The sequence below is a fragment of the Amycolatopsis echigonensis genome, from assembly GCF_002846615.1.
GTDB classification, from domain to species: domain Bacteria; phylum Actinomycetota; class Actinomycetes; order Mycobacteriales; family Pseudonocardiaceae; genus Amycolatopsis; species Amycolatopsis echigonensis.
The window spans coordinates 521334-533636 of the sequence record NZ_PJMY01000002.1; the positions used below are offsets into that span (position 1 = coordinate 521334).

15 protein-coding genes are annotated in these 12303 nt (G+C 68.1%); 2 read left to right on the forward strand and 13 right to left on the reverse strand.

The features are described from left to right. Window positions 1-11 precede the first annotated feature (11 nt). The 11 genes from ATK30_RS04115 to ATK30_RS04165 all read right to left on the reverse strand — a co-directional run bounded on the left by ATK30_RS04115 (window position 12) and on the right by ATK30_RS04165 (window position 6804). Entirely contained in the window at window positions 12-509 is a 498-nt protein-coding gene (locus ATK30_RS04115; RefSeq protein ID WP_009151791.1) for a helix-turn-helix domain-containing protein, read from the reverse strand. A 67-nt stretch (window positions 510-576) separates the two neighbouring features. Continuing rightward, window positions 577-1524, reverse strand: coding sequence for a radical SAM protein (locus ATK30_RS04120; RefSeq protein ID WP_040925472.1), 948 nt, complete (start codon window positions 1522-1524; stop codon window positions 577-579). Between the two features lie 17 nt (window positions 1525-1541). Continuing rightward, entirely contained in the window at window positions 1542-1856 is a 315-nt protein-coding gene (locus tag ATK30_RS04125; protein WP_009151789.1) for a hypothetical protein, read from the reverse strand. Between the two features lie 67 nt (window positions 1857-1923). Then, window positions 1924-2964 (reverse strand): glycosyltransferase, encoded by a 1041-nt coding sequence (locus ATK30_RS04130; protein ID WP_244194496.1) that lies wholly within the window; start codon window positions 2962-2964, stop codon window positions 1924-1926. Beyond that, window positions 2961-3449, reverse strand: coding sequence for a DUF6884 domain-containing protein (locus ATK30_RS04135; protein ID WP_009151787.1), 489 nt, complete (start codon window positions 3447-3449; stop codon window positions 2961-2963). The genes ATK30_RS04130 and ATK30_RS04135 overlap by 4 nt, the downstream gene beginning before the upstream one ends. Next, window positions 3446-4003 carry a formylglycine-generating enzyme family protein gene (locus ATK30_RS04140; protein WP_009151786.1) on the reverse strand — a complete coding sequence of 186 codons (558 nt, stop codon included), beginning with the start codon at window positions 4001-4003 and terminating at the stop codon, window positions 3446-3448. Before ATK30_RS04140 ends, ATK30_RS04135 begins: the two co-directional genes overlap by 4 nt. A 3-nt stretch (window positions 4004-4006) precedes the next feature. Continuing rightward, complete coding sequence (locus ATK30_RS04145) at window positions 4007-4786, reverse strand: reverse transcriptase domain-containing protein (protein ID WP_101434364.1); 780 nt, start codon at window positions 4784-4786, stop codon at window positions 4007-4009. A gap of 214 nt (window positions 4787-5000) precedes the next feature. Then, window positions 5001-5705 (reverse strand): 7-cyano-7-deazaguanine synthase QueC, encoded by a 705-nt coding sequence (gene queC, locus ATK30_RS04150; RefSeq protein ID WP_009151784.1) that lies wholly within the window; start codon window positions 5703-5705, stop codon window positions 5001-5003. A 2-nt stretch (window positions 5706-5707) separates the two neighbouring features. After that, the gene (locus ATK30_RS04155; RefSeq protein ID WP_009151783.1) at window positions 5708-6190 is read right to left on the reverse strand and encodes a hypothetical protein; all 483 of its coding nucleotides are present in this window, start codon (window positions 6188-6190) and stop codon (window positions 5708-5710) included. 147 nt (window positions 6191-6337) lie between these two features. Then, a complete protein-coding gene (locus tag ATK30_RS04160) occupies window positions 6338-6577 on the reverse strand; it encodes a hypothetical protein (RefSeq protein WP_101434365.1) in 240 nt (79 codons plus the stop codon). Between the two features lie 17 nt (window positions 6578-6594). After that, on the reverse strand, window positions 6595-6804 hold the full coding sequence (locus ATK30_RS04165; protein WP_009151781.1) for a hypothetical protein: 210 nt from the start codon (window positions 6802-6804) through the stop codon (window positions 6595-6597). A gap of 1086 nt (window positions 6805-7890) precedes the next feature. Between ATK30_RS04165 and ATK30_RS04175 the strand changes: the two genes are divergently transcribed. Both ATK30_RS04175 and ATK30_RS04180 read left to right on the forward strand, forming a co-directional pair. After that, complete coding sequence (locus ATK30_RS04175) at window positions 7891-9297, forward strand: helix-turn-helix domain-containing protein (protein WP_158242448.1); 1407 nt, start codon at window positions 7891-7893, stop codon at window positions 9295-9297. Between the two features lie 30 nt (window positions 9298-9327). Continuing rightward, the gene (locus ATK30_RS04180) at window positions 9328-10008 is read left to right on the forward strand and encodes an SDR family oxidoreductase (protein ID WP_244194497.1); all 681 of its coding nucleotides are present in this window, start codon (window positions 9328-9330) and stop codon (window positions 10006-10008) included. A gap of 368 nt (window positions 10009-10376) precedes the next feature. On the opposite strand, the gene ATK30_RS04190 is transcribed toward ATK30_RS04180, so the two are convergent. Continuing rightward, window positions 10377-10967: a multicopper oxidase domain-containing protein gene (locus tag ATK30_RS04190; RefSeq protein ID WP_101434367.1), complete on the reverse strand. Its 591-nt coding sequence runs from the start codon at window positions 10965-10967 to the stop codon at window positions 10377-10379. 61 nt (window positions 10968-11028) lie between these two features. Further along, on the reverse strand, window positions 11029-12237 hold the full coding sequence (locus ATK30_RS04195; RefSeq protein ID WP_091517282.1) for an IS110 family RNA-guided transposase: 1209 nt from the start codon (window positions 12235-12237) through the stop codon (window positions 11029-11031). Window positions 12238-12303: the final 66 nt, after the last annotated feature.

Here is a 12303-nt window from a genome sequence, read left to right on the forward strand (position 1 = left end):
GATCGCAGGTCCTATGCGCCTTGGAGCTCACGCAGGGCTTGCACGAGGTCGTACATGGGAGATCCGGCGATCCCGGCAAGTGCCGTCAGTGCGTGGGCGTCCAGTTCTTCGACGGGGGTACGTCCGACCGGGCATTGGCGGGCTCGGACCGTCGCCCATCGCTGGAGGGGCTGCAGTCGGGGGTCGGTCGTATGAGCGAGGGCCGACAGGTCGACCTTGACGCGACCGTCGTGATCGCTGCCGAACGCGAGGGTGGTCGCGCGGAGCAACAGCTCGTCGGGCCGCTGCTTCAGCACGGCGCACAGTTCGACCAGCCGCTCGACGGATATGCGGCGTGTGCCGAGTTCGTAGGTGGCGAGAGTTTGCAGGGACAGCTCGTCCTCGTCGTCAGCGCCCATTTCGGCGCGCATCTGCTTGCGGGTCCAGCCGCGTTCTTTCCGGGCGGTCCGCAGCAGGTCTCCCAGCACCCGCGCGAACTGCTCGAGTTGTTCGCTCGTCGGCGTGTTCATCGCCCTTCCTCCTGCAATGCGATGCGTACTTTCAGCCGGGCTACGCCGGAGCGGTTCGAGGAGTCGTTCATGCCGAGCCGTCCCTCGCAGTCAGTGCGAGGTCGTTGACCCCAAGCAGCGGGCGCAGGGAGCTGATGGCCTGCGCGTCCGGCTGATTGCGCCATACCTGGCCGTCGGCTCGGATCACGGTGAAACCCCCGGCTGCTTCGCGAGTGCGCAGGCGTACGGGTACGGCCGACGTGGCGCTCAGCTCGGCAAGGAGGTCGGTGGCCTCGTCGTCGGTCAACTGCTCGGTGCTGGCCAGTGCGGCACCTTCTCCGATGGGGAGCATCTGCAGGAAGGTCACCCCGTGCACACCGAGCGCGGCGGCCAACTCGACCAGCGGCCGGACGCTGGCCCGCGCGGTGGAGCGCAGAAGCACGGTCTGGATCTGGGTTGGGATGCCGTGGGCGACCGCTGCGCGGATTCCGGCGACGGCGCGCTCGAAACTGCCCGCGCCGCGCCAGCGGTCGTGGCGTTCGGCGTCCGGGCCGTCGAGACTGACCCGCACGGCGTCCACGCGGGACGCTAGGGCTTCGGCACGGCGGACCAGGTGCGTTCCGTTGGTGGTGACGCTGACCGCGCAGCCGCCCGCGACGAGTACGTCGATCAGCTCGGGCAGTTCGCGCAGCAGCAGTGGTTCGCCACCGGAGATGTCCACGCCCAGGATCGCGGACTCGGCGACCAGCCGCGCGATGCGGTGCCGGTCGGGTCGAGCCAGTTCGGGCACGGACTTGTCGTCCAGGCAGTGGGGGCAGGCGAGGTTACAGCGCACCAAGGGCGACCAGCACACGCTGATCGGTACGTCGGCGTGCAAGGCCGCCGGGTGGATCTCGGGCCAGGAGAAGAGGGCGTCGTCGGACAGCCGGATCCGGCCGGAGGCGAGTTCGGCACCAGTGCGGTGGGTTAGCCCGGTCAGCGGGTCATGGACGACGAACCCGGTACCGTGTGTCCGCGCCGTGAAGGTCCGCGTCATGGCGGTACGTCGCCCGATCACAGCGTGTCCTGCGGTGGCAGCATCGGCGGGGCGTACAGCTCCTCGAACGGCTTCGGGCCGACGTACTGGCGGCAGGTACAAGGCACCCACTGGTTTCCGATCCAGGTACCGTCCTCGGTGCGCGCATCCTTGTGCAGGATCTGGCCGTGGCACTCGTTGGTGTCAGGGTCGTGCTGTTCCAGCCCATGCGAGCAGCCGCACAACGGTTTCGGCGTGGTGTCTGCGGGTGCGCGGCGGCGAGTCAGCTTGCCGGCCAGCAGCCCTGTGGCGAACAGGCCAGCGCCGACCGCGAGGGAGATCGGGTCGATCATCGGGCAGTGTCTTCCTTCTCGTCGTTGTCGTCGTTGCGGCTTTCGATGCAGGGGTCCGTCGCTGGCGCTAGTGGGGTCGCAGCACCTCGCAGGTGCGCAGCAGCTCGCTTACCTCGGCGATGAACGAGTAGGTGCGGCCGGTCGGGGCGGGCCGTCGCATCAGGTCCCAGTAGCGGGCGAGGGTGCCGGGCCAGGTGGCGAGCTTGCGTTGCCATTGCTGTTCCGCGTCCGGTGGATCGAGGTGGAACCCGACGACTTGCCGCAGCGGGATCACCAGCAGCCCGCTCGCGATCAGACACGCGCCGAGGTACGTGTCTTCCATGCCCCAGCCGATCCGTCCGAACTCGGGATCGAACCCTCCGACGTTGAGGACGGCGGCGCGTGGAACGGCGACGAGGCAGGTGACGACCATGCGGGGCAGGTCCCAGTCGACATAGCGCTGGCCGTAGCCGAGGTCGACGAAGTCGTGGGTGTGGTCCAGCGGACGGCCGTCCAGGCGCTCGGTCAGCGTGACGCCGGTGTAGAGCAACGGGCGGCCGACCGGTGGCCGCCATACGACCCGATGGTCTGCGCCGAGTTGGGGATGCTCGGCCAAGACGCCGCGTCCGCCCTGGTGCAGGTCGTAGGGCAGGTTGTGGCGGAAGCCGACGAGCACCGTGGTGTCGGTGGCGCGGGCGGTGATGTCGGTGATCACGTGTGGGGGCAGGACCATGTCGGCGTCGAGGTAGAGGACCGTTTGCCCGCGGGCGAGCGCGGTGCCGAGGTTGCGTGCGGTGGCCCCGCCCGCGCGTTCTGGGAGCCGCAGGACGGTGGTGACGACCGGGTGTCGGGCAGCGATGGCAGCCGTGGTGTCCGTGCTGGCGTCGTCGACGACGATGACCTCGAACCCGAGCCGATGGTGCTGGCCTTCCAAGGCGTCGAGCACAGCCGGCAGGCAGTAGCTGACGTTGTAGGCCGGGACGACGACCGACAGGGTGCGCACGGCGGCCAGTGAAAGCTCCGACGGCGTGGGCTCGTGCCACCCGATCCCGGATATGGCTTCCCGGCTGCGAGTGCTGCTGGTGTGGAAATTGTTGCGGCGCAACAGTTCCTCGTGCAGCGTGGTCACGCCCACCCCCACTGGTGGAGGTAGGTCAACCCGTCCCACCATCCCCACGGGTCCGGGATGACCGCAATCTGATCGAACCGGTCGAGGTGGTCGAACACGCGCTGCAAGGCGAGCAGGTACAACGGCTCGACCACGATCAACAGGTGCCGCAACGACGGTGTCTCCGCCAATTCGGCGTCCAGTTGCCCGGAGACCGTCCGCTCGTGCAGACGCACGGCGTCGACCCGGTTCGTGAGCCGGTGGTCGTAGGTGCTGATCGCCTTCTCGGGACGCAGCAGGCCGTGCGCGGCCGAGAGGATACGGATACGGGCTCGGCGAGAAGGATCTGCGGCGAAGTGATCACGCGCCTGCGGAACGCACGCGCCCTGGTAGAGATCAAGCGCCGCAACCGGGGCGCTGGTGACGAGCTTCTCCCGCGAACAGTTGAGGATGATCAAACCCTGGTCGGGCGCGAGGATGCGCGTGCTGGGCGGCCGAAGGGTCATGGTTCGCGCACCACCCGCAGGCCGATGCCGCGCGAGCGCAGTTCAGCGGGCGCGGCGTTGAGGAACGTGCACTGCGCATACAGCGGTGGCGCGGCATAGGAACCGCCACGGATGATGACTCCGTCGCTCATCGCGGTGCTGGCGGTCCACTCCCACACGTTGCCCGCGACATCGAGCAGGCCCTCGGGTGTGGCACCGTCAGGGTGGGTGTCGACCGGGGTGACCGTGCCGTGCCCGGAGTCGCGCAGGTTCGCGAACGCCGCCTGCCACGGTGCGTTGCCCCACGGCCAGCGTCGGCGGTCAGCTCCGGCGGCCATCCACTCCCACTCCGCCGAGCGTGGCAACCGCCCGCCCAATCGGCTGGCGATCTCGGTCGCCTCGGCGTGGCTGATCTCGGCGACGGGGAACCGCGGCCCGAGGCCAGGGTGCTCGCTCGGCAGGTGTCCGTAGGCGATCGGGGTGCGCGTCCACAACAAAGTGGCGACCTGGATAGGGCGGGCGTCGTCCCCGAAGGCGCAGACTCCGCCGGTGACCTCGATCCATTCCAGGTTCATGCCTCAGCCGCCGATCAGGAAAAGGTCTTCGACGTTGGCGTCGTCGCGGATACGGCTCTTGGCCTCGTTGGGCCGCAGCCGAAGCTGCAGGAGTGCGTCGCTGATGGTGTAGAACGCCTCCTGCGCGTCCTCGCGGGTTCGGGCGAAAGCGACATAGTTGTCGGCGAAGCGGACGACCCGAAGCCCAGAGACTCGTTTATCCACTTGGGACAATCGGAGATTGATCAGCATGGGCGCCAGGCCGGAGCCCGGCGCGATGGGGCTCGGCATCGCGGCGAGCGCGGTACGGAGGCGGGCCAGGAAGGTGCCGTCGTGGATGTGCTCGGCATGCCAGTCGATGACTTCGTCGATCGTCGCGCCTTCCGACACCGAGGCGACGTCGAGATCGGCGACCCACCGGAAGCCCGCGCGGCTATACCCAGCGGCCTGACGCAGGGAGGTGATGCGGTTGCGGCGCGGACGGAATCCGGACACCCAATCGCGGAAGGCGCTCGCTTCCAGCACCGGTTCGAGGGCGTTGCGCAGCGCGCGGTGCACCAGTCGATCCCGCACGGTGGGGATGAAGGTGTGCGTCTCTTTGCCGGTGTAGGTGGGGAGCCGTACGTCGCGGATCGGTCCGGGCTGCCACGTACCGCTTGCGAGTTCGATGGCCAGTTGCGGCAGCATCACGCGGGCCTCGCGGCGAAGGTGGCCCCAGGTCATGTCGTCAGCACCGGGTGCCGAAGCTCGCCGGCCGCATTGGCGCAACGCGCGGCGCAGGTACGGCTCGGACAGCAGCGGCATCAACGAGTGTGACTGCGGTCCGGAGGCGGAGGGCGCTGGCGGCGTTGCCGCCTGGTGCGCTACCGTGCTGGGTGCTTGGGCGGCAGGAACGATCCCCTCGCCACGCTGTACCGGTTCGCAACCCAACACGCGCGAGCCGTGGCGCGAGGAACGACGGCCCCGCCCAGGCCCAGTTGGCGAGCCGAGTTCCGCCTCCGTCATCATCATCACCTCGTCACGCGCAGCGGTAGCTGGTGGGGTCGGTGATGCCGTTCTGTTGGAACGCTTCCTTGCGTTCAGTGCAGGTTCCGCATGTCCCACAGTGCGTCGCCTCGCCCCGGTAGCACGACCACGTCCGCTCGAACGGAACGTCCAGTGCCGTGCCAATGCGGACGATGTCGGTCTTGCTCTGGGTGAGAAACGGGGCGAGGATCTCGAAATCGTCGACCAGCAGCCCCTCGTTGGCGGTGCGGACCGACCGGGTGAACCGCTCGACGAACTCCGGTCGACAGTCCGGGTAAACGGCGTGATCACCGGCATGCGCACCGAACGCGACCACATCGGCCTTGCGGGCAACAGCCACGGAGACGGCGATGTCGAGCATGATCGCGTTGCGGTTCGGGACGACGGTGGCACGCATCGACTCGTCGGTGTAGTAGCCGTCAGGCACCGCCACGTCGGTGTCGGTCAGGGCCGAGCCGACCAGCAGCCGACCGAGCATCGAAAGCTCAACGGTCTCGTGTGGACAGTTGAGCAGTCGCGCGATCTCGGCCGCGTACTCAAGTTCGACTCGGTGCCGTTGGCCGTAGTCGAAGGACAACAGCGTCAGCTCGGCCCCGCGCGCGGCTAGCCAGTACGCCAGCACGGTGGAGTCCAACCCGCCGGAGGCGATCACAATGGCGTGGCGCGGATGTCGGTGAGCGGGGGTGCCGATCGGCATGTTCACCACGTCCCGCACAGCGAGGACGTCGAGCGGGCCGCGCCGACCACTGCGGTCCACGGCGGAAGGGTCATGTGTGGTTGCGGTTGTTCAAGCCACCGCACGCCTTCGTCCACGTTGTCCAAAGCGGGAAGCAAGATGGAGTCACCGCGTTGTTTCCAGCCGACCTGGATGCGCACCAGGTCGTCCCAGGACGACTGGCGCAGGGGCGTGCGTGGCTGGGTGAGGAAGATCCAGTCGTTGGGATCGCCGGGAACCACGATGATGGGCGCGCGCAACATGTGCCGCGCAAGGAAGTTGTTGACCTCCCCGGCAAACCCGGCGCGCATGATAAGCGCGTCGACGGTCGTGCCAAGCTGAAGGCGGACATCACCGGTGACGCTGTCGATGGTGGTTGGCCACGCGAACACGTCCCTGTAGTCCCGCGCTCGTTGGTCAGGCTTCTGCTCAGCCAGGGCGGGGTGGTCGTCGATGACGGCGGTCATGAGTCGGTCCTCCTCGAGAGGGGTGGGTGCTGGTGGCGGCCGGGCGGAAGGCGTCGTCGAACCGCTTCCGCCCGACCGCAGTCGGTGTCGCGAGCGCGCGCTCGTCCGAAGGCACGGCGAGAAATCCGGCCTGGCTTCAACATCTGGCTAGACGGCCCCCGCTCGGTGCGGCGGGTGCTCGGCGAGCAGAACGTCGCGGAGTGCCGCCCGGAGCTGCCCGGCCTCGGCGTTGGTCAGCCGCGCAAGCCGTCCGCCGGGCAGCTCGATCTCGACGTCCGCGGGAGTGCGCCGCCGCAGGTGCAGCGCGGACCGCTGGCCGTCGCCGTCGCGGCAGTCGACTTTGCGGTGGTGCCATCCCAGTCGACGAAGCAAGGTCGCGGCGGGCACGGTCGGACATGACCGCCTCATGAGCCGTCGGTTTTTCTGATCATGCCGAGGCCATGTGTTCCGGCCGTGGCGATCGCGTGCCGCAGGACACGGTTCGGGGGCTGGCGCGGCGCGCGGCGATGCGAACCGGCGTAAGCGGATTCGGTCTGCCGACGCCGCCACGCCAGCCGCAGCAGGCAACAGACAAACGCCAGCGCGGCGCTCGCCGTGATGACCACGGCAATCATCCGGCCTCACCCCTGATGGCGGGGATCGCGGCGAGACCAGGTATCGGGGTCGTGGTCCCGCCGCGACATGACAGCAGAGCAGGGCGCCCCTCGGCGGTTGGGGGAAGACCGCCGTTGTTCTGCTCCGCCGTGCCCGCCATGCCGGTTGCCGTGAAAGGGCCAGGTGCACCTGGCGCGGGTGTGGTCGCCACCTCGGTGGCTTGCATGACGGCGGAGCGGAACTGGGCGGTGGCGGCGCGGTCGAGGACCGCGACTTCCCCAGGGGGAGCCATGACCACGACCTCCGAGCCACGCACGACAACACGCAGGGTCCTCTCGCGGCCGGCGACATCACGGCACGCGATGGACCAGGGTCCGGTGTTCATCGTGCGGCACCGCCTCGCGCGGTGTCCCTACTCCATTCCCGTCGACACACCGGCTGCACGAACAAACACGGCACAGCGAGCTGAGTCTGTGGGCATCGCGGCGCGCAGGGCGTCGCGAATCGCTGGGAGAGCATCATCTACTCCAATAGTCAGCGAGTCCCTATTTGGTTTGTTGCGTCGTTTGTCGTCCGCCGCAGGCCGTCAAGAGCGGCCTGCGATCGGCACCCGGTGACCATTCGGTGCGCCAGCCGGGAGGTGCCCGTTGCCGGTTCCAAAACTGCTGGTGGTTGCGGCTGCGAACACCGATCAACTAAACGATCGCCACGGGGAGCGGACCAGAGCGGCGGTGGGGCGGCGATGGGGCGCGGATGGAGCGTCATCCCCGATGACCTGCCCAAACGTTGACCGAGCGGCGTCTACGTCAATCGGGTGAAGCGGGTTGACACCGTGTGTAACCAGGCTTCTCGGCGGTGTCTTGGACGCCGCAGCCCCGAGGAGGCATATTTACTCGCCGCGATCGGACGCGTGAGGGAATGGTACCCACGCCACGCCACAGTCGGTGATGCTTCTCAACGAACAAAAAGGCAGCTCGTACGCGTGTTTTCCGGTCACTCCGCTGATCCGCCGGCCTGCCGGGCTTTTGGTGTCTTGTGGCCCTAGTCTTGACCTGGCCAAACGGCGACGGGAATATCAGGGGCGGTCTAGCCGGACGGGGACGAGCATGGCAGCACGACGAGACGGCCTGGCACGACGCCGCGCGGCGATGGGTTTCACCCAGGACACGCTCGCCGAGCGCCTCGGGCTCGAACGATCCACGGTAGGACGCTGGGAGCGCGGCACGGGCACGCCGCAGCCGTGGAACCAGCCAGACCTCGCCAAAGCCCTCGACTTGTCCCGCGACGCCCTCGCCGCTCTCCTCGGTCCTGATCAACTCGCCAGTCCTCCCGCTGGCCGGACGTCCGAGCTTGAGGTTGCGCGCGACGTGGCCGCTGCGTTCAACTGGCCGGACTGGCACCACGCCGGGCAGGCCAGCGTCCTGGAGCCACCTTGGTCGATCACCGGGACGATGCAGGTTCTTCACGAGGTCGCGGGAGGCACGATGGATCGCCGGGGGTTCTTGATCATCACGGGTGCCGCGCTCGCTGGCGTTGCAGACCGATGGGGTTCAGCCCTGACCGGTGTCCTTCCACCGACCACGGTCGCGCTGCCCGAGCAGCGCGACCCGCGCCTGTCCGCCACGGTCCTGGACCGGCTCGACCACCGGCTCGCCGACCTTCGCCAGCTCGATGACGAGTTTGGCGGACGCGAGCTCCACCAGCTCGCGGTCGCGGAATTCAACTGGCTGACTCGTCTCGCCGATCAAGCGGACTACAGCACCTCCGCCGGGCAGCGGCTGTTCAGTCTCGTCACCGAGGCAGCCCGCCTGTGCGGATGGCTGCACTTCGACGCGGCCCACCATGCCGCCGCCCAGTCCTACTACGTCGCGGCCCTACGGTCCTCGGCCAGCGCGAACGACTCCCTGACCGGCGCGCACGTCTTGGCGTGCATGAGCTTCCAGGCAACGCTGACCGGCCACCACCAGGAAGCCATCGCCCTGATCGACGCCGCCGAGGACCGGACCAAGCACACCGCCACTCCCCGTCTTCGGGCGCTGCTGGCCAGCCGGAAGGCGCGGGCGTACGCGAAAGCGGGCGACGCGGCGTCCTGCGGTCACGCCCTCAACGATGCCGAACGACGACTCGACGCGACCACGTCCCAGAACCCGGAACCTGACTGGATCTACTTCTTCGACGAGTCGGAGCTCGCTGCGCAGGCCGCTGCCTGCTGGGTCGACCTGCGCCAGCCCGCCAAGGCTCGCCCGCTGATCGACAACGCGCTGAGCAGCATGAACCCCCAGTACGTCCGAGACCGCACGATCTACCACGTCCGCAGCGCCGAAGCGCACCTGCACGCCAATGACCTCGACCTCGCCTGCGACGACCTCCACACCGCGGCCGACCTCGCCGCCCACACCGGCTCGGTGCGTTCCATCCACACCATCCGCGAAGCGCGGCGTGCGATGTCGCACCACGACCGGGAGGCTCGGGTCCAGAAGCTCGATCTCCACCTCGCCGACCTGGCCGCCTAACGAATGCACAGCTCTCGCAGGGTCGCGCTCGTGACGGGCGCGAACCGGGGTATCGGCTACGCCATCGCCGGACAGCTCGCCGAACGCGATATCCATGTCGTCGCCACCGCCCGCGACGTCGAACAGGCGAACCGGACCGCGACCGATCTCGTCGGCCGAGGATGGGCCGCCTCCGGCGTACGCCTCGATGTGACCGAATCTGACACCATCGCCGCAGCGGTCCAGCACACCCTCGACCGGCACGGCCGGATCGACATCCTCGTGAACAACGCTGGGATCAGCGACGGAGACCAACAGCCGTCGCACATCGACGTCGACCTGGCCGCCCGTGTCTGGCAGGTGAACGTGCTCGGCGCCTGGCAATGCGCCGAAGCTGTCGTTCCCGCGATGCGTACCGCCGGTTACGGCAGGATCGTCAACCTGTCCAGCACGCTCGGCTCTCTGCATCACATGACGCGGCCCACCGAGCCCGCCTACCGCGTCTCCAAGGCGGCCCTCAACGCCGTCACACGGGTCCTCGCGGCGGAACTCGCCGGCACCGGGATCCTGGTGAACTCCGCGTCCCCCGGCTGGGTCCGCACCGACCTCGGCGGCCCGAACGCTCCTCGCACGGTCGAGCAGGGTGCCGACACTCCCGTCTGGCTCGCCACGTTGCCCGACGGCGGCCCCACCGGGGGATTCTTCTACGAACGCGAACCTCTGGAATGGTGATGCACGCCGCAGGCGAAGCTTCAGCGAACGTCACCCCGGAGCGACCACGATCGTGATCAACGCCCCGACCACGAGAAACGGTCCCATAGGCACCAATGAGCCCTGCGGTCTTCGTCGGGTCGCCCGAACCAGGAGCCACACCAGGGCGGCTGCGAACCAGCCGAGGACGGTCGCCGTGACGAGTGCAGACCAGCTCAACCAGCCGAGCGCGAGGCCGAGTAGACCGCCCAGTTTCACATCTTTCCTGAACTAACGAGGCGTGCTGGCATTGGTGAACTGAGTGGTGTCACTGTCTGTGATGTCATCCGTTGTTGGACATTGAGGTTTCTCGGGCGTGTCGCGGTGGCGTGAGGACGCGGCTTGTCGAGTCACGGGTCGGCGATGAGGCTGCCCATGGCACCTCGTTCGGCGTCGGCGAGTCGGTGGGTGGTGAGGGTGTATGTGCCGGGCTGGGTGAGGGTGAGTTCGACGAAACCGCCTTCACCGGGCTGCAAGTCCAGTTCCTGCGCGGCACCGTCGGCGGCATTGCCCGGCACGAGCTGATAGGCGCCCTCCTTGAAGACGGTGTCGAACTGGGCGCCGACCACGTGGAACGCGCTGGGTTCGTTCGGGCCGGCGTCCAGTACCCACAGCCGGATGCGTTGCCCGACGCGGACATGGATCGGCGCGTCGCGGTATTGGTTGGCGTACCCGTTGAACACCACGAGGTTGGGGTTGGCGGCGAGCAGTTGCGACATTGTCGGGACGCCGCCGTTCGGGCCAAGGTAGAACTCGGATTGCACGAACACCTCGGAGGCCGCGACGGGGTCGAGGGTGGGTGGGTCGATGATCACGGCGCCGTACATGCCCATCGCGACGTGTTGGATCATCGGCGCGGTTTCGCAGTGGTAGAGCCAGATTCCCGCGTGCTCGGCCTGGAACTGATAGGTCAGTTCGCCGCCGGGCGGGATCGGTCGCATGGCGGTGTCGGGGTCGACCTGGCTGGCGTGGAAGTCGATGGAGTGCTGCCTAATGTTTATGTCAAGCAGCGGTAGCCGTGGTGTGTCGGTAGTCGGCCTGGTAAGGCTGGCGGGTGCGCAGGAGCGCGTAGAGGACGTTGATGCGTCGTCGGGCCAGCGCGATCAGTGCCTGGTGATGGCGCTTCCCTTCGGCGCGTTTGCGCTGGTAGAAAGCTTTGCTGAGTGGGTCGGTGCGGATCGCGCAGAACGCGGACTGGTAGAAGATGAACTTCAGGTGTTTGCTGCCGGCGGTGGCTCGCCGCAGGTAGTTCATCTTCCCGGACTGCTGCAGGACCGGCGCGAGGCCGGCGGCCGAAGCGAGCTGATCGGCGCTGGTGAAGCGGTCCAGGTTTCCTGCCTCCGCGAGGAATTCCGCGGTCAGGGTGGCCCCCATCCCCGGCAGGCTTCGGACGAGGGCCGCGTCAGGGTGGCGGTCGAGCCCGTCGGCGATCTGGTTCTCCAGTTCGCCGATGCGGTGCCGGGCCGCGATCGCGTCGGTGGCGAACTCGCGGGCGAACTCGGCCATGCGCTTCTGCCCGGGAACGATCACATGCTGGGCCTGAGCGGCCGCAATCGCCTTGCCTGCCAAGGGTTCGGCATAGCTGCGGCGGACGCCCGCGGCCAGCATGTGATCGATCAGGCCGTCGCGTCCGGCTTCGCGGACCTCTTCCGGTGTGACGAAGCGGACCAGAAGCCGCAGGTCGCTGAGGTTGGTCACGTCCACGACGCGTTCCAGGCCGGGGAAGAACCCGGCCAGGGTTTCGCGCAGCCGGTTGAGGCGGCGGGTCTGATCGATGACGAGTTCACGGCGTCGGGAGACCAGCATCCGCAGGTCGAGGGTGATGTCGTCCTCGGCGGTGACGATGCGCCAGTCGTCGCGCAGGCGCAGCTGGTCGGCGATGGTGGCCGCGTCGCGGGGATCGGATTTGGCTTCGCCGCCCTTGCTGGCGCGGCGGGCTCGGTTGACCACCAGGCCCGGGACGTGGACCAGGCGGACACCTGCCTCCAGCAGCATGGCGGTCAGCAAGCTGGCCACTCCGCCCATCAGGTCGATCGCGGCGGTGAGCTCGCCGTGCTCGGCTTCGGCCTGGCGCAGCTGGGCGATCAGGGCGTCGATGCTGTCCGGGTCGTTGTCGACGCGCCGGGAGAGCAGGACTTTCCCGGTCTCGGCGGCGACGATCGCGACCCAGTGGAACTCCTTGGCGACATCGATGCCTGCTTTTACTGCCATCGAACCTCCGGTCGATCACACGGTGTGGTGCGTCCCGATTCCGCCGTCAACGCCCTACATAGCGAT